We start from the raw sequence: 22,510 nt of genomic DNA, 5'->3' as shown, positions 1-22,510 counted from the left end.
GATGTCGCGGGCCCAGCCTCAAGAGAAAAAAGGTCGAACGGGCAGAGCCTTTTGCGCTCTGCTTCTGGCGACGAGCGTGCTCGCTTTGCTGCGGCCAACTGCGCTTCATGCCCAGGAGACGGAGCTGCGCGGTGAAGTTTCGGAATCGGCGATCCTGTCCGACCAGCAGCGCCGGGCCAGGCAATTGAGCAAGGCCAACACGCAGGTCAAGCCCGCCCCTGCCGATACCGCCCCCACGGGAAACACGCCAACCGCCTATGTGCCAGCCAGCGATGGCGCCTTGCCTGACGACACCGACCCGTCACAGGCCGGCGCAAACAGCATTTTCGACCCGCCGGCGACCATCGACGATTCGTTCGCCGACAAGCCGCCTACCGTCCAGCCACGCCGGCCGTCGACGGCAAAACAACGCGCCTCCGCGGATGCAGACAAGGCCAAGGACAAAACCAAGGCTGCCGACAAGAAGAAGCCTGGCAAAGCCACGGACCAGACCACCACCGGAACGACTCCGGACGGCACTGCGGCAGACGACGCCGATCAGGACACAGCCAACCGCCGTGTCCTCACCGTCGACAGCGTCGACCGGGAGAAGCTCGACCCTGGCGCCGAGCGCACCGACGCCATCGAGGGCCAGAAGAAGAAGCTCGAGGACGACCCGTACGCGGCAACCGGCATCAAGGTCGGCTCGTTCCTGCTGCGGCCGACGCTCGAGCAGGGCGTTGCCGTCACGTCGAACGCCGATTCCAGCGCTGGCGGCAAGTCGGCGGTGCTGTCCGAAACGGCGCTGCGTTTTTCCGCCGCCTCCGATTGGCGCGAGAATTCGGCGGTCATCGACGGCTACGGCAATTTCCGCAACACCATTTCGGGCCAGAAGATCAATGAGGCACGCGGCCGTATCCAAGGCACGTACAATGTCGACCTCGACAATGAACTGCGTGCCATCGCCAAGCTCGGCTACGAGATTGCGCCGGAATCGGCCTCCGCGCCCGACGCCATTGCCGGCGTCAAATCGCAGCCGATCCGCCAGACGGTCGACGGCAGCCTCGGCGTCGAGAAGGACGTTGGCAAGATGCGCTTTGCGCTGACCGGCGCAGTCACCCACGACATCTATGGCGATGCCGAACTTACCGATGGCACCTCGCTGTCGCAGAAGGACCAGGACAACACGCTCTATACCGCAACGTTGCGGACCGGCTATGAAATTTCCCCGGCTCTGACGCCCTTTGCCGAGATTGAGCTCGGCCGCCGGGTATATGACCAACGGATCGACAACAAGGGCTTCGAGCGCTCTTCGACCCGGCTTGGCGCACGCGCCGGTATCGAAGTCGACATGGGCGAGAAGCTCAAAGGTGAGTTCTCGGCCGGCTGGCTGCGGGAAGCGATCGACGACAAGAACCTGGAGGCGATTTCGGGAGCCACCATCAATGCCGACCTCAAATGGTCGCCCGAGCGCGGCACCATCATCGGCCTCACCGGGCGAACCACGGTCGAAGGCACAACGAATGCCGGTGAGAGCGGCGACATCCTCTATTCCGGCCGCCTCACCGGCGAGCGGCAGATCCGCGCCGACCTGACCGGCAACGCAGCCCTTGGGCTCGACTGGCGCAATTACACCGGCTCCGACGGCCATGACATGACACTGAGTGCAGAGGCCGGGCTGACCTGGTGGCTGAACCGTTACGTCGGTCTCACCAGCCGCGCCCGCACCGAAAAGCTGACCAGCAATCTGCCCGGGCGCAACTACACCGCCAACAGCATCTATTTGGGGCTGAAGCTGCAGCGGTAGCTAAAAAGCAGCGCCGCGACGCTCGGACGGCTTCATCTCATCGAGCAGCGTGCGGATGACGCCGGCCATGTTCTCGTTCATGTCGCTGCGCCACAGCGCGAAGGCGACATTGGCCTCGACGAACCCTTCCGGCGAGCCGCAATCGAAGGTGCGGCCCTGAAAGTGGTAGCCAAAGAAGGGCTGCTGCTTTTCCAGCTTCAGCATCGCGTCGGTGAGCTGGATCTCGTTGCCGGCGCCCTTTTCCTGGCTTTCCAGGATCTTGAAAATCTCGGGCTGCAGGATGTAGCGGCCGTTGATGTAGAGATTGGACGGTGCGGTGCCGGTCTTCGGCTTTTCGACCATCTCGGTGATGCGGAAGCCGTGATGCGTGTCCTCGCCCCGGCCGACAATGCCATATTTGTGGGTCTCGGCCGGATCGCATTCCTGCACGGCGATGATGTTGTTGCCCGTCTCCTCGTAGAGCTCGACCATGGCCTTCGTGCAGCTCTTCTCCGACTGCATGATCATGTCGGGCAGCAACAGCGCGAAGGGTTCGTCGCCGACCAGTTCACGGGCGCACCAGACGGCATGGCCAAGCCCCATCGGCACCTGCTGGCGGGTGAAGGAGGTCTGCCCAGGCGCCGGCTGCAGCCGCTGCAGGCGGGCCAACTGCTCGTCCTTGCCGCGCTGTGCCAGCGTATCATAGAGCTCGAACTGGATATCGAAATGGTCTTCTATGACCGCCTTGTTGCGGCCGGTGACAAAGATGAAATGTTCGATGCCGGCCTCGCGCGCCTCATCGACGACATACTGGATGACGGGCCGGTCGACGACGGTCAGCATCTCCTTGGGGATGGCCTTTGTGGCCGGGAGAAACCGTGTGCCGAGACCGGCGACCGGGAAAACTGCCTTGCGAACTCGCTTCATGCGTCAATTATCCGTTTGAGGGCGTGCCCGGCAATCCCGCCTCGCGACATTTTCGCGCCGGAATTGTGGATTATCGGGCCATTGAGGGAAACATCAACCGGTAAAGCATCCAGGTGTCTTTTCGTTCCAGGCGCCGCCTATGGTAAACCAATTGCTAACCCGGTTCGGCGATGAATGGTCTTTCCTGAGATAAAGAAAGGGGAAAATATGTCCGTTCGCAGTGCCGCAAAACTCTTTACCAGCGTGCTGACGGCGGCCAGCCTCTCGCTCGCCTTGCTGATGCCGGCCGGACCGGCCTTCGCCGATGCCGGGTTTCGGCAATGGGTCGCCGGCTTCCGCGCCACCGCCGTGGCGGGCGGCGTTTCCGGCGCGGTCTACGACCGGGCGTTCCGGGGCATCAATGAACCCGACCCGGTGGTGCTGGAAAAGGCACGCACCCAGCCCGAATTCACCGCACCTGCCTGGGACTATTTCGACAACCGCGTCCACGACCAGTCCGTTGCCGTCGGCCAGCAGATGGCCAGGAAATGGAAGCCGTGGCTGGAACGGATCGAGGCGAGGTTCGGCGTCGACCGCTACATCCTGCTCGCCATCTGGTCGATGGAATCGAATTATGGCGAGATCCTCAAGCGCGACGACATCATGCGCAATGTCATCCGCTCGCTGGCAACCCTCGCCTATGGCGACCCGAAGCGTTCGAAATTCGCCCGCACCCAATTGGTCGCCGCGCTGAAAATCCTGCAGACCGGCGACATCGACGAAAGCCACCTGATGGGCTCCTGGGCCGGCGCCATGGGCCAGACCCAGTTCATCCCGACCAGCTACCAGCATTATGCCGTCGACATGGACGGCAACGGCAAGCGCGACATCTGGAATTCGATCCCCGATGCGTTGGCGACATCAGCCAATCTGCTGAAGAAGAATGGCTGGCAGGGCGGCAAGACCTGGGGCTACGAGGTCACCATTCCGGCGGGCAAACTGCCGGCCGGCTCGAAGACATTGGCGCAGTGGCAGGCGCTCGGCGTCGCCAGGGCCAATGGCAAGCCGTTCAAGAACGCAACCGACAAGGCGACGCTGAAAGTGCCGGACGGCCGCGGCGGACCGGCCTTCCTGATGATCAAGAACTTCTCCGTCATCAAGGCCTACAACAACGCCGACAAATATGCCCTGGCCGTCGGCCTTCTTGCCGACGAAATCGCCGGCTCTAATGGTCTGGTGCAGGACTGGAAGCGGCCCTTCACCAAACTGTCCTTCGAGGAAAGGCAGGAGTTGCAGAAGCGGCTTTCGCAGCACGGACTTTACGACGGCAAGTTCGACGGCAAGATCGGTGACGGCACGAAAACCGCCATCATGACCTATCAGGCAACGGTCGGCTTGACCCAGGACGGGTATCCGAGCATGGAAGTGCTCAAATGGCTCAGAAAGAAATAGAGCCGGCGACGGCAGCGCGCATCTGTGACGCGCAGGGGATGCCGTAGCATCGGTCTGTGCATGATCCCCTGCGAGGGCCATGCACCAAGGGATGGAGAGGGTGCTTGGTTTCGGCAACGCGTATCCGTGTGATCGTTTTCCGCTTGCCGATCCTCGTTCTGGCCATCGTTGTCCTGGCGACGGGACTCGCCGGCACTTTCCACACACCGGCTTTGGCGCAGGAACAACCGCAGAACCGCGGCTGGTCGCTGCGCGACCTTCTGTTCCCGCGCCGCAGCGAACGCATCGAGCCGCCGCTCGACGTCCGCAAGGCAAAGCCGAAGGTCAAGAAGAAGCCCCGTGCACCCGTTGAACCTTCCGCTCCGATTGTCGAGAAGACACCGGATGCCCGCGTCGTTCTGGTGATCGGCGATTTCATGGCCAACGGCCTGGCCGAAGGCCTCGAAACAGCCTTTGCCGACAATGCCAACGTCAGGATCGTCGAGCGCGCCAACGGTTCTTCGGGTTTCGTGCGCGATGATGTCTACAACTGGCCCGAACAGGTCAAATCGCTGGTCGAGACCGAGAAGCCCGCCGCCGTGGTCGTCATGCTGGGCTCCAACGACCGCCAGCAGATGCGCGTCAACGATGTGCGCGAGCAGCCGCGCTCCGAGAACTGGACCAAGGAATACGAACGCCGGACCGAAGCCTTGGGAAAGGCACTGGCGGCGACCAAGGTGCCTTATCTGTGGGTCGGCATGCCAGCCTTCAAGACGCCGAAGATGACCTCCGACATGCTGGCATTCAACGACATCTACCACTCGGCTGCCGAGAAGAACGGCGGCGAATTCGTCGATGTCTGGGATGGGTTCGTCGACGAGAACGGCGCCTTTGTCTCGACCGGCCCCGACATTAACGGCCAGGCCGTGCGGCTGCGCTCCGACGACGGCATCAACGTCTCGAAAGCCGGCAAGCGAAAGCTCGCCTTCTACACCGAAAAGCCGCTGGCCAAGATCCTCGGCCTGGCAGCGCCGGGAAGCGTGGTGACGGCTGCCGCACCGGCCGGCGCCCCGGTCGAGGCGCCGTCGCTGCCCGCCGCCCCGATCGTGGTCGACCGCACCGTTCCAATGCTGCTCAACGATCCGGCGCTCGACGGCGGGACCGAGCTTCTCGGTGCGGCGGCGGCGCCGAAAGCCAATCCGGATCTGCCCGGCGAAAAACTAATCCTCGAAGGCAAGGCGCCCGAGGCCTCGCCCGGTCGCGCCGACGACTTCTCCTGGCCGCCCAAGGCCGCTGCCGCGACGGATACGACGACGGCGATCAACCGTTAACGGGGGAGTACCGTCGACCCCATCAGCGCTTCATCGATCGAGCGCGCGGCCTGGCGGCCTTCGCGGATCGCCCACACAACCAGCGACTGGCCGCGGCGCACATCACCTGCGGCGTAGAGCTTGTCGACGCTGGTCTTGTAGTCGCGATCGTTGGCTTCGACATTGCGGGAACGGCGGCTGTCGGTGGTGATTTTCATCTCACCGTCCAGCTCTTTCGCGACGCCGGCGGCAGCCGGTCCGGCAAAGCCGATGGCGATGAAGGCGAGGTCTGCACGGATGACGAATTCGGTGCCGGGGATAGGCTTGCGCTTCTCGTCGACTTCGCAGCATTTGACGCCGGTCAGCTGGCCGTCCTCGCCGATGAATTCGAGCGTCGCCACCTGGAATTCGCGCTCCGCACCTTCGGCCTGTGAGGACGAGGTGCGCATCTTGGTCGCCCAGTAAGGCCAGACCGAAAGCTTGTCTTCCTTCTCCGGCGGCTGCGGGCGGATGTCGAGCTGGGTGACGCGCACCGCGCCCTGGCGGAAGGCGGTGCCGACGCAGTCGGACGCGGTATCGCCGCCGCCGACGACGACGACATGCTGGCCGCCGGCGATGATCGGATGCGACGGCCAGGCCACCGACTGGATCGGCTCGCCGCCGACGCGACGGTTCTGCTGCACCAGATAGGGCATGGCGTCATAGACGCCGCCGAGATCGTCGCCCGGAATATTGGCCGGACGCGGCGATTCCGAACCGCCGCAATAGAGCACCGCATCGTATCCGGCGAGCAACTCTGCCACCGGCTTGTCGACGCCGACATTGACGCCGCAATGGAAGGTCACGCCCTCGCCCTGCATCTGCTCGATGCGGCGGTCGATATAGTGCTTCTCGATCTTGAAGTCGGGAATGCCGTAGCGCATCAGCCCGCCGGGACGGCTCTCACGCTCATAAACGCTGACCTCGTGGCCGGCGCGGCCAAGCTGCTGCGCCGCCGCCATCCCTGCCGGGCCGGAGCCGATGACAGCGACCCGCTTGCCCGTCTTCTTCTCTGGCGGATAAGGCCGGATATGGCCGGTTTCATAAGCCTTGTCGGCGATTGCCTGTTCGACAGTCTTGATGGCAACCGGAATGTCCTCGAGGTTCAGCGTGCAGGCTTCCTCGCAGGGCGCGGGGCAGATGCGGCCGGTGAACTCGGGGAAATTGTTGGTCGAATGCAGGTTGCGGATCGCATTGTCCCAGTCGCCATTGTAGACGAGGTCGTTCCAGTCCGGGATCTGGTTGTGGATCGGGCAACCGGTCGGCCCGTGGCAGAACGGGATGCCGCAATCCATGCAGCGCGCCGCCTGTTTCTCGACCTCCTTGTCCGACATCGGCAGCGTGAATTCACGAAAATGCCGGATGCGGTCGGAGGCCGGCTGGTACTTGTGCACCTGCCGGTCGATTTCGAGAAAGCCTGTTACCTTGCCCATAGTCCAGTTCCTGCTGTCCAGATGGTGCGGTTTTCGCACCCGTTAACCCCTTGAGGCAGCCGTGGCAACCTTGCATCCGAGGTCAAACTGTCGCTGAAAGTTCCGCCGGGAAGCCTGCGCCTCCCGGCAAGTCGAAAAACCTATTCCGCCGCCACGCCCATGCGCATGCGTTCCATCTCGATCAGCGCGCGGCGGTATTCGACCGGCATGATCTTGCGGAATTTCGGCCGGAAGGTCGTCCAGTCGTCGAGTATCTCGCGGCCGCGTACCGAACCGGTGAAATGGACGTGGTTCGAGATAAGCTGGTAAAGCCGTTCCTCGTCATGGGTGGTCATGTCGCCCGAGACGTCGACGCGACCCTTGTGGTCGAGGTCACCGCCATGATGCAGCAGCCTTTCCATCAGATCGTCTTCTTCCGGAACCGGCTCCAGCTCGACCATCGCCATGTTGCAGCGCGCGGCGAAATCGCCGGCCTCATCCAGAACATAGGCCACGCCGCCCGACATGCCGGCAGCGAAGTTGCGACCGGTCTGGCCGATGACGACGACGATGCCGCCGGTCATGTATTCGCAGCCATGATCGCCGACGCCTTCAACGACGGCGGCGACGCCCGAATTGCGCACCGCGAAGCGCTCGCCGGCGACACCTGCGAAATAGGCCTCGCCCTCGGTCGCGCCATAGAGGACGGTGTTGCCGACGATGATCGATTCCGCCGCGACGATCCTGGACTCCTCCGGCGGCCGGATGACGATGCGTCCGCCCGACAGGCCCTTGCCGACATAGTCGTTGGCCGCACCGACGAGATCGAACGAGATGCCGCGCGCCAGGAAGGCGCCGAACGACTGGCCGGCGGTGCCGGTCAGCTTCACCTGGATCGTGTCCTCGCGCAGGCCCTTGTGCCTGAAGCGCTTGGCGACTTCGCCCGACAGCATGGCGCCCGTGGAGCGATCGACATTGCGGATGTCGACCTCGATCTTGACCGGCTGCTTGCTTTCGAGCGCGGGCTTCGCCAGTTCGATCAGCTTGCGATCGAGTACATCGTCGATCGGGTGTTTCTGCCGTTCGGTCCAGTGCACCGCCTCATGCGGCGCGTCCGGCTTGAAGAACATCTTGCCGAAATCGAGCCCACGCGCCTTCCAATGCTGGATCATCTCGCGCTTCTCCAGCAGGTCGCTGTCGCCGATGATCTGGTCGATATGGGTGTAGCCCATCTCGGCCAGCAGCCCCCTCACCTCTTCCGCAACATAGAAGAAGAAGTTGACGACATGCTCGGGCGTGCCCTTGAAACGCTTGCGCAGAACCGGGTCCTGCGTCGCGACGCCGACCGGGCAGGTGTTCAAGTGGCACTTGCGCATCATGATGCAGCCGGCCGCGATCAGCGGCGCGGTCGAGAAGCCGAACTCGTCGGCACCGAGCAGCGCACCGATGATGACGTCGCGCCCCGTGCGCAAGCCACCATCGACCTGCAGTGCAACGCGCGAGCGCAGCCCGTTCAGCACCAGCGTCTGGTGCGTCTCGGCAAGGCCCATTTCCCATGGACTGCCGGCATGCTTGAGCGAGGTCAGCGGCGACGCGCCGGTGCCGCCATCATAGCCGGAGATGGTGATGTGGTCGGCGCGTGCCTTGGCGACGCCGGCCGCAACCGTACCGACACCGACTTCCGACACCAGCTTGACCGATACGTCGGCCGCCGGGTTGACGTTCTTCAGATCATAGATCAGCTGCGCCAGATCCTCGATCGAATAGATGTCGTGATGCGGCGGCGGCGAGATCAGGCCGACGCCAGGCGTCGAGTGCCGGACCTTGGCGATGGTGGCGTCGACCTTGTGGCCGGGCAGCTGGCCGCCCTCACCGGGCTTGGCGCCCTGCGCGACCTTGATCTGCATGACATCGGAATTGACGAGATACTCGGCGGTGACGCCAAACCGCCCCGAGGCGACCTGCTTGATCGCCGAACGTTCGGGATTCTTGCTGCCGCCGGGCAGCGGCAGATAGCGGTCGGCCTCTTCGCCGCCCTCGCCGGTGTTCGACTTGCCGCCGATCTGGTTCATGGCGCGCGCCAGCGTCGTGTGTGCCTCGCGCGAGATCGAGCCGAACGACATCGCCCCGGTCGAGAAGCGCTTGACGATATCGGCCGCCGACATCACGTCCTCTATCGCCACCTTCTTGCGGCCGGTCTCTTCCGCAAGCTTGATCCTGAACAGGCCGCGTATGGTCTGAGCACGGGCCGTCTCGCTGTCGATCTGCGCGGAATACTCCTTGAACGTCTCCCACGAGCCCTGACGCACGGCGTGCTGCAAGGTGGCGACGGCGTCGGGCGACCACATATGGGCTTCGCCGCGCATGCGGTACATGTACTCGCCGCCGACCTCGAGGCTGTTGCGCAGCACCGGATCGTTGCCGAAACCGTCGGTGTGGCGGCTGAGCGTCTCGGCCGCGACCTCGTCCAGGCCGACACCTTCGATCAGCGTCGCTGTGCCGGTGAAGTACTTCTCGACGAAATCCGACTTCAGCCCGATGGCGTCGAATATCTGCGCGCCGCAATAGGACTGATAGGTGGAGATGCCCATCTTCGACATCACCTTGAGGATGCCCTTGCCGATCGACTTGATGTAGCGCGAGACCACCTCGTAGGCGTCAACCTCAGCCGGCAGTTCGCCACGCTTGTGCATGTCGAGCAGCGTATCGAAGGCAAGGTAGGGGTTGATCGCCTCGGCGCCGTAGCCGGCGAGACAGCAGAAATGATGCACTTCGCGTGGCTCGCCGGATTCCACGACCAGGCCGACCGCGGTGCGCAGACCCTTGCGGATCAGATGGTGGTGCACGGCAGCCGTCGCCAGCAGTGCCGGAATGGCGATACGGTCGGGACCGACCTGGCGGTCGGACAGGATGATGATGTTGTAGCCGCCGGCGACAGCGGCTTCCGCCCGCTCGCACAGACGCTCGACGGCGCCCTGCATGCCGGCCGCGCCCTCGCTCGACCCGTAGGTGATGTCGATGGTCTTGGTGTCGAAACGGTCCTCGGTGTGGCCGATCGAGCGGATCTTTTCCAGATCGCCATTGGTCAGGATCGGCTGGCGCACTTCGAGCCGCTTGCGGCGCGAATTGCCGACCAGGTCGAAGATGTTGGGCCGCGGCCCGATGAACGAGACAAGGCTCATCACCAGCTCCTCGCGGATCGGGTCGATCGGCGGGTTGGTGACCTGGGCGAAATTCTGTTTGAAATAGGTGTAGAGCAGCTTCGACTTGTCCGACATCGCCGAGATCGGCGTGTCGGTGCCCATCGAACCCACGGCTTCCTGGCCGGTGGTCGCCATCGGCGACATCAACAGCTTGGTGTCTTCCTGCGTGTAGCCGAAAGCCTGCTGGCGATCGAGCAGGCTGACATCCTTGCGCAGCGCGCGCGGCTCGACCGGCTTCAGATCCTCGAGGATCAGCTGCGTGTTGTTGAGCCAGGTCTTGTAGGGATGCCTGGTGGCGATCTCCGACTTGATCTCCTCGTCGGAAATGATGCGGCCCTTGGCGAGGTCGATCAGAAGCATGCGGCCGGGCTGCAGCCGCCACTTCTTGACGATCCTCTCCTCCGGCACCGGCAGCACGCCGGCCTCTGACGCCATGATGACGCGGTCGTCGTCGGTGACGATGTAGCGCGCCGGGCGCAGCCCGTTGCGGTCGAGCGTGGCGCCGATCTGGCGGCCGTCGGTGAAGGCGACCGCGGCCGGCCCGTCCCACGGCTCCATAAGCGCTGCATGGTATTCGTAGAAAGCCTTGCGATCGGCATCCATCAGCTTGTTGCCGGCCCAGGCTTCCGGGATCAGCATCATCATGGCGTGGCTGAGGCTGTAGCCGCCCTGGAACAGGAATTCGAGCGCATTGTCGAAGCACGCCGTGTCGGACTGGCCGTCATAGGAGATCGGCCACAGCTTGGAGATGTTGTTGCCGAACAGTTCGGAATCGACCGAGGCTTGGCGCGCCGCCATCCAGTTGTTGTTGCCGCGCACCGTGTTGATCTCGCCATTATGCGCGACCATGCGGTAGGGGTGCGCGAGCTTCCATGACGGGAAGGTGTTGGTCGAGAAGCGCTGGTGGACGAGGATCAGCGCGGTCTCGAAACGCGGATCCGACAAATCCTTGTAATAGGCGCCGACCTGGTAGGCCAGGAACATGCCCTTGTAGACGATGGTACGCGCCGATAGCGACACACAGTAGGCGCCGATATCCTTGTTGTTGTTCTCGGCGTAGATGCGGCCGGAAATCACCTTGCGCAGCAGGTACAGCCTGGCCTCGTATTCCTCGTCATCTGGAATGTCCGATGTGCGGCCGATGAAGACCTGGCGATGGAACGGTTCGGAGGCCGCAATATCGGGCGCCTTCGACAGCGATGAATTGTCGACCGGCACGTCGCGAAAGCCGAGCAGCGGCAGCCCTTCTGACTGCGCCGATTCGGCGATGATCTCTTCGATATGGGCGCGCAGTGCCGCATCCTGCGGCATGAACCAGTGGCCGACGCCGTATTGGCCTGCCGCCGGCAGTTCGACGCCCTGGGCCGCCATCTCTTCGCGGAAGAAATGATCGGGGATTTGCACCAGCACGCCGGCGCCGTCGCCCATCAGCGGATCGGCGCCGACAGCGCCGCGATGCGTCAGGTTTTCGAGCACGAAGAGCCCGTCCTTGACGATCTGGTGCGACTTCACGTTCTTCATGTTGACGATGAAGCCGACGCCGCACGCGTCATGCTCATTGCGCGGATCATAGAGACCCTGCGCGGCCATGCCATTGGTGGTCAGGCCGTTGGTGGTCTGGCCTTCTTTGGTCAGAACGGTATTTTTAACGGCTGCCGCTTTCGTCTGCGCGGCCTGGCCGATAATCGCAGATGGCGTCAGTTCCGTCATCGTCCTGTCCTCCGCTCCGGCCCCTTGCACGTCTAGCATTTGGGGCGCTGGTCTACCTTGGGAAGCGACTGGCTTCCGCTCTCATTCTTGCGGCACGTCTTTTCGAAATCCTTGGCGGACCGTGCGGTGCACCGCCGGTTCGTATCCGGTATCGTACAGGCCACAGCCGAGCCGTCTACCCGTCGCTCGCGGCAACGGCCGGAGTGGCCTAAATGATACGCCAATCCAGCCTGACTTGTGCGACAAAATAAGACAGCACTACTGTCCTAAATTTTTATGTCAGAAATCCTGGGCGTACACAAGACCGATTCACCAAATTCTTGGACGTTTGGCGACAGAAAATTACGTCAGGCGCTGTTGAAACGAAATTTCGGTCCCGGCACTCCTTCGTGATCGCCTTTGGCTTTACCGCTTTTTCAGCCCTTGGCCCTTGCGCGTCAAACCCCGAAACGGCCATGGTCGCGCTCTTGTCGCAACCAGACTTTCTCAACTAGACAGGGACTTTCCTGATGTTCTTTGCATCCGACAACTGGGCGGGCGTCCATTCCAACATTGCCGCCGGGCTGTCAGCCAATGCCGGCGGCTTTTCGACCGCTTATGGCGATGGCGATCTCGACCGCGCCGTCTACCAGCGTTTCAGCGAGATCTTCGAACGCGAGGTCGCGGTGTTCTTCGTCGCTACCGGCACGGCGGCCAACTCGCTGTCGCTGGCCGCTTACAACAAGCCCGGCGGCATTTCCTTTGCGCACCGGGAATCGCATATCATCGAGGACGAATGCGGCGCGCCGGAATATTTCAGCGGCGGCTCGCGTCTCCATGCTGTCGACGGCCCCCTGGGCAAGATCGACCCGCACAATCTTGAACGCGCCGTCGCCCGTTTCGCACCCGAGATCGTCCATTGGGGACGCCCGACGGCCGTCTCGATCACCCAATCGACCGAAGTCGGCACAGTGTACGGGCTCGACGACATTTCCATCATTTCGGAGATCGCTAAACGCTTCTCCCTGCCGCTGCATATGGACGGCGCCCGTTTTGCCAACGCATTGGTCGCGCTTGAGACGACGCCGGCCGAAATGACCTGGAAGCGCGGCGTCGACATCGTCTCGTTCGGCGGCACCAAGAACGGCTGCTGGTGCGCCGAAGCCATTGTGCTGTTCGACCTCGACCGCGCCAAGGAGCTGTCCTTCCTGCGCAAGCGCGCCGCACAGCTGTTCTCTAAGTCGCGCTTCATCGCAGCGCAGTTCGACGCCTACTTCACGGACGGCCTGTGGCTGGACACGGCCCGTCATGCCAATGCCATGGCCGCGCGCCTGGCGGCTGCGATCGAGGATTCGGCAACGGCGAAGCTCGCCTGGTTGCCGCAGGCCAACGAGGTGTTCGCGGTGATGAAAAAGGCGGAAGCCGAAAGGCTGCAATCCGTCGGCGCAGCCTTTTACGACTGGCACAGGCCGCACGGCTTCGACGGCCATGTCGGCGAGGACGAGTTGCTCTATCGCTTCGTCACCAGCTTTGCCACGACTTCAGATGAGGTCGATCGCTTCGGCCAGATGATCGCCTGAACCCGCGAGACCGCGCCAATGACAAAGCCACCTCTCGGCTCAACCATGCGACTGGTTCGCCCGGCGCCAAACGTGCTCGGCTTCTACGATGGCCGCGTTGACGGCGTTCGCGCCTGGTCGGACGAGCCGAACTGGCTGGACGACGGCGCCTATGCCCTCGGCATCTGCACCTATGCGATCGTCGATGGTTCGCAGGCGCTTGTCTACGACACGCATATTTCGCTGCCTCACGCGCGCTTCATCAGGCAGACGCTCGAAGACATGGGCGCAACATCGATCCGGGTCGTGCTCAGCCACTGGCATGACGATCATATTGCCGGCAATGAGGTGTTTCAGGATTGCGAGATTATCGCCAACACGCTCACCGCCTCGGCGCTCGCGAACAACCGGGCCGAGATCGAAAGCGGTGTTCCACCGATCAAGCCTCTCGTGCTGCCGAACAGGACCTTCGAAGGCAGTCTTGACCTCGCCGTTGGATCGATCGCCGTCGAACTGCGTCAGGTCGAAATCCACAGCCATGACGGCACGGTGCTGTTCATGCCCGAAACCGGCCTGCTCCTGGCGGGCGACACGCTCGAGGATCCGATCACCTATGTCAGCGAGGCGGATTGGCTGGCGCAACATCTGGTCGATCTCGAACGCATGGCCGGCTGGTCGATAGACCGCATCTTGCCCAATCACGGCTCGCTCGAAGCGATTGAGCGAGGCGGCTACGACAAAGGCCTCATCGCCGCGACGCAAGCCTACGTTCAAAAACTGCTTCGCTGCCGGCGTGAGCCTGATCTTGCGAAGCAGGATCTGAAAACCTGCGGCGCCGACATATTCGCCACGGGCGCGGTCGAGTACTTCGCGCTGTACGAGCCCGTCCACCGGCAAAACGTCGAGGCCGTTCTCGCAACCGGCACCGATCGCTAAGCAAGGAAAGGCCGCGCCAAAAGCTCGAGGCCAAGCAAGATCAGGAAAACAAGAAACCAGCGCCGGAAGGTCGCCGGGCTGATCCGCTGCCGGAGCAACTGTCCGAGCCACATGCCGAGCAAGGCCGGCGCAACCGCCAGCGACGACATGGCGACATGCCCGACCTGGAACGCGCCGTGCGAGGCAAGGCCGGCAGCGAGCGCGATCGTCGACACGGTGAAGGACAGGCCGAGCGCCTGGATCAGATCGTCACGGCTCAAGCCCAGCGCCTGAATGTAAGGTACAGCGGGCACGACGAACACGCCGGTGCCGCCGGTGACGATGCCGGTAAGGAAACCGACGATGGGCGACGACCAGCGCTCGGCTGACGCGGGAACCGTCAACTGCCGCGCCAGCAGCGTATAGACGGCATAGACGATCAGCGCCGCCCCGAGGCCGGCCGTCGTCCATTTGACATTGTCGCTGGCCAGCAGCCATGAGCCGGCCAGCGTGCCGGCGACGATGCCGACCATCATCAGCCACAGCCGCCTGAGGATCCATCCGAAGCTCGGGCCGGCAAACAGCTGCCAGATATTGGTGACGAAGGACGGCACGATCAGCAGCGAAGCCGCGGCGACCGGCGGCATGATTGTGCCCAGCAGCCCCATCGCCAACGTCGGCAGTCCCATACCGGTAACGCCCTTGACGATGCCGGCCAGCAGGAAGGTCACCGCAATGGTTGCCGTTAGGGCCAGGGAAAAATCAGCCGAAAGATCAGACATCGCCCTTCATGGGAAGACGGCGCCCGCCGCAAAAGAGCCAGAACTCTTCGGTTGGGGTGACAGAGGCTGCGGCGAAAAAAAGCGGCGCCTCGCGGCGCCGCTTTCGTCTCGGGAGGAGACGCTTTCAACCTTGGGCGTTGTGACGCCGCCGTCTTGATCACGCGGCGTTCTTGGCCTCGATCTGCTTGGCGTTGGCCGAAGAGGCGGTAATCGCGATCTTGCGCGGCTTCAGCTCCTCGGGGATGTTGCGCTTAAGGTCGACGAAAAGCAGGCCATTCTTCAGGGTGGCGCCGACGACCTCGACATGGTCGGCAAGCTGGAAGCGGCGCTCGAACGAACGCGAGGCAATGCCGCGGTAGAGCAGCTCGGAGCCTTCGCCATTGCCCTCTTCCTTGCGCTCACCCTTGACGGTCAGCACGTTGCGGTGGGCTTCGATCGAAATCTCTTCGTCCGAGAAGCCGGCAACCGCCATCGAGATGCGATAGGCGTCCTCGCCGGTGCGCTCGATGTTGTAGGGCGGATAGGTCTGCGCGCCATCGGGCTGGGCCAGCGAGTCGAGCATGGTGAACAGGCGGTCGAAGCCGACGGTCGAGCGATAGAGCGGGGAAAAATCAACGTGACGCATGAGGTGTTCTCCTGTTGAGCAACATGTTTGCGTGTGGCCGGTGCGAAACCCTGGAAAGGCGTTTCGGGTGGACCAGCAGCCCCGACATCGGCGGCTGCATCCGACATTTGGGGAGCGCAAAAGCGCATTTCAAGGATTTTTGAAGAGCGCCAATCGAGGCGTCGATGAACGGCAGATGAACCGCTGCTTCGGCGCCCGTTCAGCCGGCCGGCGCTAGAGTGCCCCCAGGATAAAGAACCAGGCGGCGCCGGATGAAAGCGCCGCGACGAGGCCGACCGGGTGTAACGTCCCTTCCTCCCGGATCGACAGAGGCCGGAAGCACGCCGCCGCAGGCTGCTTCCGGCCTTGCTTGTCGTTCGTCCGCCCCCTTGGCGTCCTCCCTTTGCTTTTCATCCATTGGCGTCTATCACCATGCCGACGCCCTGCCGGGTGAGACACCACGAAGACGCAAGCGCCTAATGACGGATCTCTTCCATCCCACGCCAGGCAATCCGCCGCCGCAAAATGTCGCCGGCGGCTTTTTCACCACGCGCGACGGCAAGAAGATCCGCTACGGCCTGTTTGCCGCGGTCACCCGGCCGCTGAAAGGCACCGTCGTGCTGCTGCCCGGCCGCAACGAGTGCATCGAGAAGTATTTCGAAACCATCCGCAACCTGACCGACCGCGGCCTCGGCGTCGCCACGCTCGACTGGCGCGGCCAGGGCGATTCCGACCGGCTGATCGCCGATCCGCAACGCGGCTATGTCCGCTCTTTCTACGATTACACCGGCGACCTCGAACAGTTCTTCGAGGATATCGTGCTGCCCGACTGCCGCGGCCCGTATTACATCCTCGCCCATTCGATGGGCGCCGTGATCGCGCTGCTCGCGGCGCCGTCGATGGTCAACCGGGTGCGTCGCATGGTGCTGATTGCGCCTTTCCTGACGGTGCCCGACTCGCCCGTGTCGGCAAAAACCGCGCGCCGCGTCTGCTCGATATTGTGCTTTCTCGGCCTCGGCCGGCTCTACGCCGCCTGGGGTCCGCGTCCCAGGGAAACCCTGCCCTTCGCCCTCAACAAGGTGACATCGGACCCCGGGCGCTATCAGCGCAACACGAAAATCTACGAGCACTATCCGCAACTGGCGCTCGGCGGGCCGACGATCCGCTGGCTGCAGGCGGCAATCAAGGCAGGCGAAGCCATCAGTGAGCCCGACTTCATGGCCAGGATCCAGGTGCCGCTGCTGATGATCGCCGCCGGCGCCGATCAGGTCGTCTCGACCAAGGCCGTGGAAGCCTATGCCAGGCGTCTGCGTCTGGGCTCGCTGCTGATGATCGATGGCTCGAAACACGAGATCCTGCAGGAGGCCGATGTCTATCGCGAGCAGTTGCTCGCCGCCTTCGACGCCTTCATACCCGGCAACGGCGACCCGACAGCCTGATGCCGCCGGCGCTGCATGTTGCGGCGCCTTGAGCTTGCGTCGCCTGCTGACAGCCTACTGTCAGGAGCAGCGCCGGCAGCACCCAAAGAGCTAAAGATTCTGACAGCCGGTGCCGCCCCGGAATGCTCATCTCTCCGGGTCGAACCGAACGCCAAGGAGATGACGTCATGACCGAGAAAACCTGCGCTGCCTGCGATTGCCAGCTGGACGCCAACCCGATCCGCGTCAAGGTCGGCGGCAAGACCGTCGAGGTCTGCTGCGAGGAATGCGCGATTGCGCTGAACGAAGCCGGCGCCTCAGTGGCCGGCGCCGGCAACGGGGAAGCCTGAGCGATGCGCCCCGATCATGCGGCGCAATGCCTCGCACATCAGCCGACAACTCAAACCGCGACGTTCCGGCGGTCCTTGCGGACACAAGGCATCGCGGCGGCCAACTGGATCGGCCGTCAATTGGAAAGGCGCCGAAGCCGCCTTGCCTTGCTCGAAATGACCGACGAACAGCTCAAGGACATCGGCCTGTCGCGCAGCCAAGCTCACTGCGAATACATGCGCCGTTTGTGGGACTGAGCCATGGCCGTTACAAAGGGCCCGACAGGTGAAGTCTCCTGACAGGTTTGGACAGGTCAATCGCCTAATGTGCCGGAGCAGCTTTCGGTGCAAGGGTAGAATGCCACGGCCATGTCTCAGCTCACCATGTCGCAGTTCACGGTACAGACACTTCTGGACACCGGCACCGTCATGGTGAGGGATGTCCTCTGCAGCGGCGAATGCCGGCACAAGAGCGAAGAAGAGTGCACCGCTGCCACGCATCTTGTGTTTCCCTATCGCGGCGTCTTCGTGCGCCATGTCGGCCGCAACGATGCGGTCGCCGAAGCCAACCAGTTGTTGTTCTTCAACAACGCCGAAGGCTACCGGATCAGCCATCCCGTCGAGGGTGGCGATTCCTGCCTCGATCTCGTTGTCGAGGAGGCGCAACTGCAGGAGCTGACGCCGAAGGAGCAGTTGCGCTCGGGCAGCGCCGTGGCGTTTCGTCGTCAGCGCCGCCGCATCGACCCGCGGGCTCAGGCGCTGGTGGCGGTGCTGCGCCACAGCCTGAGCCGCAACATTGCCGAACGCTGGAGGCCGAAACCCTGGCGCTGACGCTGGTGCGGCGCTCCCTCGGCGAGCGCACCTCGCATGCCGCCGGCGCAAGCGCTGGCCGGCAGAAGCTGGTCGATCGCGCCAAGCTCGTCCTGTCCTCGGATCTTTCGCGGCGCTGGACGCTGGCCGAGATCGCCGCTGAAGTCGGGGTATCACCGGTTTATCTCACGCAGGTTTTCCAGCAGGTCGAGGCGATGCCGCTCTATCGCTACCATCTGCGCCTGCGGCTGGCGCGCGCGCTCGACCTGCTTGGCCGCTACGACAATCTGACCACGCTCGGCCTGGACCTCGGCTTCTCCAGCCACAGCCATTTCAGCTCAGCGTTCAGGCAGGTCTACGGGCGAACGCCGGCGGAATTCCAGCGCTCGATCAAGCCGCGCTGATCGGGTCGACTATCAGCCCCGCAGGGCTGCCATTGCAGCCGCGTGAAGCTCCGGCGTTGCGGCGGCCAGGATGTCGCCGCCCTTTTCCGCCGGACCGCCCACGAATGTGGTGACGACGCCGCCGGCCTTTTCGATGATCGGGATCAGCGCCACGATGTCGTAGGGTTTCAATCCGGGATCGGCGACGATGTCGACGCTGCCCGAGGCAATCATGGCAAAGGCGTAGCAATCGGCTCCGTAGCGGGCGAGCTGGATCTGTTTCTCGAACGCGTCGTAGCGGATGCGCGCCTCGCCCTTGAAAAGCGCCGGCGTGGTGGTGAACAAGGTCGCCTCGTCAAGCTTCGTCCTCTTGCGGGTCGACAGCTTCCGCGGCCCACCGGGGCCTTCGTAGTGGGAGCCGGAAGCGTTGGCGTAGAACAGCTCGCCGGTGAACGGCTGCGCCATCATACCGGCGACGGCGTCACCGTCGACCGTCAATCCGACCAGCGTTCCCCACACCGGCAGGCCTGAGATGAAGGCGCGGGTACCATCGATCGGATCGATCACCCAGACATGCCTTGAGGAGATGTTTTCGCTGCCATGTTCTTCGCCAAGGATACCGTGATCGGGATACTCAGCCGAGATCAGCGCCCGGATGGCGCGCTCGGCCTCGCGGTCGGCCTCGGTGACCGGGTCGAAACTGCCTTTTTCCTTGTTGGCCACCGCGCCCTGTGCGCGAAAACGCGGCAAGGTTTCAGCCGCCGCCGCTTGCGCGATCCGGCGCATGAAATCGATGCTGATGTCCACGTGATTCTCCCGCATTGCAGAGTGCCAACCCGGTCTGCAGGCACTTTCCCGCCAAAACAAGCCGGTTTATCGATTTTAGAGACATCAGCGTTGCCGAAATGTCACACATCGGCGCCATCGAAACGCATTTTCACATCAGAGTGAATTAAAAAAGCGTGGGATCGATTGACATTTGTGCATCGCACAATAAATTTGTTCTCGGACAGGTTTTCCTGTCCATGCCCTCCTTGGGCGTTTCCTCCCTAGACTTCGACCGTGTCGTGCAAACGATGCGGTCTTTTTTTACGCTGCGGGATGGCCAGCGCGGGATCTCATGAACAGCCGCCGCTCCGTGTCATTCGGCGGCCAGCGGCAGGTCTATGAAGTGGTGGTCGGGCATCGCCATCAGGTCGGCCGAAAAGCGCGCCATATCGTCGGCCAGCGCATCGAAGCCGGCCGATTTCTGGAACGTCCGCTCATTCATGTAGAGGCCGCGATTGACCTCGATCTGCAGCGCATGCAGATGGCGCGCCGGCCGGCCGTAATGCTCGGTGATGAAGCCGCCTGCATAGGGTTTGTTGTGGGCGACGGTGTAGCCCATGCCGATGAGCAGGCCGATCGCCGTCTCGGTCAGGGCTGCCGTGGCCGAGATGCCGAAACGGTCGCCGACGATGAAATCCGGCCGCAGGCCGCTGTCGCCCACCCTGATGCTCGCCGGCATCGAATGGCAGTCGATCAGCACGGCATAGCCGAACCTGGCATGGGTTCTGGTCAATAGCCGCTTCAGCGTCTCGTGATAGGGTTTGTAGACCGCCTCTATGCGCTGGACGGCCTCCGCCAGCGGCAGACGGCCGGAATAGATGTCGAGCCCCTCACCCACCAGCTTGGGCACGGTGCCGAGCCCGCCGGCAACGCGCGCCGAGCGGATGTTGCAGAAGGACGGCACCGGCTCGGCGAACATGCGCGGGTCGAGTTCCCAGGGTTCGCGATTGACGTCGAGGTAGGCGCGCGGAAAATTCGCCGCCAGCATCGGCGCGCCCAGCACCACCGCGCTGCCGAACAGCTCGTCGACATAGCAATCCTCGGAGCGGCGGATGGCGTTCCGGTCGAGCCGCGCCATGGCCAGGAAGCGGTCTGGATAATAGCGGCCGCTATGCGGTGAGTTGAAGACGAAGGGAACGCGCTGCTCGGCGCCCGATCGGATTTCGAAGGGTGGAACGACCGAAAAATCTTCGGCTGCCGTCGTCAATTTGAACGAACCCGGAAACAGCAATGCATCATGATGGGAAACTGCCACCTCATCGGCCGCATGTCCAGCATTTCGGCATGTCAGGAACCCCGTCAAATCAGGATTAATGCCGCCAACGTTCACTTGATGTTTACCGTCAGCTCCTCATATACAGGATGGTTAACGGGCTTGCCGGACGGCAGGCTTGGCTGGGGTGATTCGGACGGGACAAGATGGCACGCATTCTGCTGGCGGAAGACGACGACGACATGCGCCGGTTCCTGGTCAAGGCACTGGAGCGGGCCGGCTACCACGTCAGCGATTTCGACAATGGCGCCAGCGCCTACGAGCGGCTGCGCGAAGAACCTTTCTCCCTGCTGCTGACCGATATCGTCATGCCGGAGATGGACGGCATCGAACTCGCCCGCCGCGCCACCGAGATCGATCCCGACCTGAAGGTGATGTTCATCACCGGTTTCGCGGCCGTCGCGCTCAACCCCGATTCCAAGGCGCCGAAAGACGCCAAGGTGCTGTCCAAGCCCTTCCACCTGCGCGATCTCGTCAACGAGGTCGAAAAAATGCTGCAGGCCGCCTGAAGCACGCACAGTGTGATCTCGCCGCTTCGTCGGCGGCGCGACAAAACGAGCCTTTCTTTCCCTTTCCGGCTATTGACGCGCTGGACCAAAAATGGTGTATGCGCGGCTTCGGATGGGCGTGTAGCTCAGCGGGAGAGCACTGCATTGACATTGCAGGGGTCACAGGTTCAATCCCTGTCACGCCCACCATCCTTTCAATAACTTAGCCAAGCCCGTTTTTGGCTGACCCCTTCGACGACTTAGCCGGTAAGGCGGCCACCGCTTGTGGCAGCCGCCTCGTGTTTGTGGACATTCTAATGCATGGCGCTCAAAAGTGGCCCCGGTTTTGAGACGACGACATGCATAAAAACAAAGACCTAAAGCGCGTCGTCTGAGTCCGTTCAAACGCGACGCGCTTTAGACGTGGTGCGGGCTTAGCGTCCTTGAAGGCGCAGGCTCGATGCCGTCCTCCATAAGAATATCCTTCTTGCGAGCGAACGCGACGAAGACGCCTCGTGCTGTCTCGGGTTCCACATCGCCAATCAGAGCGGCTTTGCAAGCGCGAATAGCAGCTCTCTGCTCCGGGCTGTTGCCACACCATTCGGATGCGAATTGATAGGCATCTGCGACCGTGTTGAGTTGGCGGGGAAAGCCCAATCCCACCCACACCCGGACCGGCTTTTCAAAAGGTTTCGATAGCATCATGACCTCCTTTCCTAATGCATGTCACCCAGAAGTATGCCGCGGTTCTGGGACAACGACATGCATCAAAACAAAGACTTAAAGCGTGTCGCATGAATCCGTTTCGCGACGCGCTTTAGGCAGTCACTCCTCCGCCTTCGCCACCTCTGCCCATCATCCACGGCATTGTCTTGGATACTTCCTCAAGGATTCTGGCTGCTTTCGCAAAACCGCTGAACGCGTCTCTGGCTGCGGAAAGCGGATAATCGCTATCGAAAGCTCGCTGGCAGGCCCGCAATGCGGTTTGGTGAATGGGGCCGCGCCTGTCCTTCGGCCATTCATAGAGGAACTCCAGAGCGTCCTCGAGACACGTGATTTCCTGAACAAGGTTGTCGCCGCTTTTCACGAAAACGGCGCTGTCAAACATCCGATCGTTCATATGATCCTCCAAATTGAACGAACCATTGAGTTTCATGGTTTGCGCGGTCCAGGCCAACTGCAGGCGCGCGACAGAGGCGCGCCAGTACGTCCTGCAGTGATCATCTTCGTTTCTCCGCAATCACAGCCTCCCGGCCGGAACCGGGAGGCGGACCCGCAGTTCAAAGTGTGACAGATCGACAGGATTACGCGGCTTTACGCGCGCGGTCCGTGTCTTGCGTGATCTGAGTGGCGGCCGTCGGCGTGT

General features: G+C 62.8%; 18 protein-coding genes, 1 tRNA gene and 1 pseudogene. 11 read left to right on the top strand and 9 right to left on the bottom strand.

Going from position 1 to position 22,510, the window contains the following annotated elements:
• Position 1 precedes the first annotated feature (1 nt).
• Positions 2-1,786, top strand: a complete 1,785-nt coding sequence (locus NKI61_RS09410; protein WP_352536544.1) for an outer membrane beta-barrel protein — start codon at positions 2-4, stop codon at positions 1,784-1,786.
• Here the strand turns inward: NKI61_RS09410 and galU are convergent, their stop codons facing one another.
• Positions 1,787-2,692 carry a UTP--glucose-1-phosphate uridylyltransferase GalU gene (gene galU / locus NKI61_RS09405; RefSeq protein ID WP_023714035.1) on the bottom strand — a complete coding sequence of 302 codons (906 nt, stop codon included), beginning with the start codon at positions 2,690-2,692 and terminating at the stop codon, positions 1,787-1,789.
• A 207-nt stretch (positions 2,693-2,899) separates the two neighbouring features.
• Between galU and NKI61_RS09400 the strand changes: the two genes are divergently transcribed.
• Positions 2,900-4,123, top strand: coding sequence for a lytic murein transglycosylase (locus NKI61_RS09400; RefSeq protein WP_023714036.1), 1,224 nt, complete (start codon positions 2,900-2,902; stop codon positions 4,121-4,123).
• A gap of 104 nt (positions 4,124-4,227) precedes the next feature.
• Complete coding sequence (locus NKI61_RS09395) at positions 4,228-5,433, top strand: SGNH/GDSL hydrolase family protein (RefSeq protein ID WP_023755025.1); 1,206 nt, start codon at positions 4,228-4,230, stop codon at positions 5,431-5,433.
• Here the strand turns inward: NKI61_RS09395 and NKI61_RS09390 are convergent.
• Positions 5,430-6,884 carry a glutamate synthase subunit beta gene (locus NKI61_RS09390; RefSeq protein ID WP_023686414.1) on the bottom strand — a complete coding sequence of 485 codons (1,455 nt, stop codon included), beginning with the start codon at positions 6,882-6,884 and terminating at the stop codon, positions 5,430-5,432. The genes NKI61_RS09395 and NKI61_RS09390 overlap by 4 nt on opposite strands.
• 140 nt (positions 6,885-7,024) lie before the next feature.
• Positions 7,025-11,776, bottom strand: a complete 4,752-nt coding sequence (gene gltB / locus NKI61_RS09385; RefSeq protein WP_352839239.1) for a glutamate synthase large subunit — start codon at positions 11,774-11,776, stop codon at positions 7,025-7,027.
• A gap of 509 nt (positions 11,777-12,285) precedes the next feature.
• On the opposite strand from gltB, the gene NKI61_RS09380 reads away from it, so the two are divergent.
• The gene (locus tag NKI61_RS09380; RefSeq protein ID WP_023751334.1) at positions 12,286-13,335 is read left to right on the top strand and encodes a threonine aldolase family protein; all 1,050 of its coding nucleotides are present in this window, start codon (positions 12,286-12,288) and stop codon (positions 13,333-13,335) included.
• Between the two features lie 18 nt (positions 13,336-13,353).
• Positions 13,354-14,250 (top strand): MBL fold metallo-hydrolase, encoded by an 897-nt coding sequence (locus NKI61_RS09375; protein WP_023751335.1) that lies wholly within the window; start codon positions 13,354-13,356, stop codon positions 14,248-14,250.
• Here the strand turns inward: NKI61_RS09375 and NKI61_RS09370 are convergent.
• Together NKI61_RS09370 and NKI61_RS09365 are read right to left on the bottom strand one after the other, a co-directional pair.
• The gene (locus NKI61_RS09370) at positions 14,247-15,011 is read right to left on the bottom strand and encodes a sulfite exporter TauE/SafE family protein (protein WP_023686418.1); all 765 of its coding nucleotides are present in this window, start codon (positions 15,009-15,011) and stop codon (positions 14,247-14,249) included. The genes NKI61_RS09375 and NKI61_RS09370 overlap by 4 nt on opposite strands.
• 157 nt (positions 15,012-15,168) lie before the next feature.
• Positions 15,169-15,636: an Hsp20 family protein gene (locus tag NKI61_RS09365; protein ID WP_023671202.1), complete on the bottom strand. Its 468-nt coding sequence runs from the start codon at positions 15,634-15,636 to the stop codon at positions 15,169-15,171.
• A gap of 458 nt (positions 15,637-16,094) precedes the next feature.
• Between NKI61_RS09365 and NKI61_RS09360 the strand changes: the two genes are divergently transcribed.
• The 4 genes and pseudogenes from NKI61_RS09360 (at position 16,095) to NKI61_RS09345 (ending at position 18,576) form a co-directional block, all read left to right on the top strand.
• Entirely contained in the window at positions 16,095-17,054 is a 960-nt protein-coding gene (locus NKI61_RS09360; protein ID WP_023735042.1) for an alpha/beta fold hydrolase, read from the top strand.
• Between the two features lie 167 nt (positions 17,055-17,221).
• On the top strand, positions 17,222-17,383 hold the full coding sequence (locus tag NKI61_RS09355) for a hypothetical protein (RefSeq protein ID WP_023695699.1): 162 nt from the start codon (positions 17,222-17,224) through the stop codon (positions 17,381-17,383).
• Between the two features lie 3 nt (positions 17,384-17,386).
• The gene (locus tag NKI61_RS09350) at positions 17,387-17,620 is read left to right on the top strand and encodes a DUF1127 domain-containing protein (RefSeq protein ID WP_023751336.1); all 234 of its coding nucleotides are present in this window, start codon (positions 17,387-17,389) and stop codon (positions 17,618-17,620) included.
• Positions 17,621-17,746: 126 nt separating this feature from the next.
• Positions 17,747-18,576: pseudogene (locus NKI61_RS09345) on the top strand (helix-turn-helix domain-containing protein).
• Between the two features lie 12 nt (positions 18,577-18,588).
• On the opposite strand, the gene hisN reads toward NKI61_RS09345, so the two are convergent.
• A complete protein-coding gene (hisN, locus tag NKI61_RS09340) occupies positions 18,589-19,362 on the bottom strand; it encodes a histidinol-phosphatase (protein WP_023735045.1) in 774 nt (257 codons plus the stop codon).
• A gap of 334 nt (positions 19,363-19,696) precedes the next feature.
• A complete protein-coding gene (locus NKI61_RS09335) occupies positions 19,697-20,638 on the bottom strand; it encodes an N-formylglutamate amidohydrolase (RefSeq protein ID WP_023704024.1) in 942 nt (313 codons plus the stop codon).
• A gap of 164 nt (positions 20,639-20,802) precedes the next feature.
• Here NKI61_RS09335 and cpdR point away from each other — a divergent pair, with 164 nt between their 5' ends.
• Both cpdR and NKI61_RS09325 read left to right on the top strand, forming a co-directional pair.
• Entirely contained in the window at positions 20,803-21,165 is a 363-nt protein-coding gene (gene cpdR / locus NKI61_RS09330) for a cell cycle two-component system response regulator CpdR (protein ID WP_023671195.1), read from the top strand.
• A 114-nt stretch (positions 21,166-21,279) separates the two neighbouring features.
• Positions 21,280-21,354, top strand: a tRNA-Val gene (locus tag NKI61_RS09325).
• Between the two features lie 207 nt (positions 21,355-21,561).
• On the opposite strand, the gene NKI61_RS09320 is transcribed toward NKI61_RS09325, so the two are convergent.
• Together NKI61_RS09320 and NKI61_RS09315 are read right to left on the bottom strand one after the other, a co-directional pair.
• Positions 21,562-21,849, bottom strand: a complete 288-nt coding sequence (locus NKI61_RS09320) for a DUF982 domain-containing protein (protein ID WP_031197745.1) — start codon at positions 21,847-21,849, stop codon at positions 21,562-21,564.
• A gap of 112 nt (positions 21,850-21,961) precedes the next feature.
• Positions 21,962-22,384, bottom strand: coding sequence for a DUF982 domain-containing protein (locus tag NKI61_RS09315; protein ID WP_352624327.1), 423 nt, complete (start codon positions 22,382-22,384; stop codon positions 21,962-21,964).
• Positions 22,385-22,510: the final 126 nt, after the last annotated feature.

The organism is Mesorhizobium sp. M0514 (assembly GCF_040321145.1).
Classification (GTDB): domain Bacteria; phylum Pseudomonadota; class Alphaproteobacteria; order Rhizobiales; family Rhizobiaceae; genus Mesorhizobium.
Note: the sequence above shows the minus strand (reverse complement) of the source record. Positions and strands in the feature narration are given on the sequence as shown.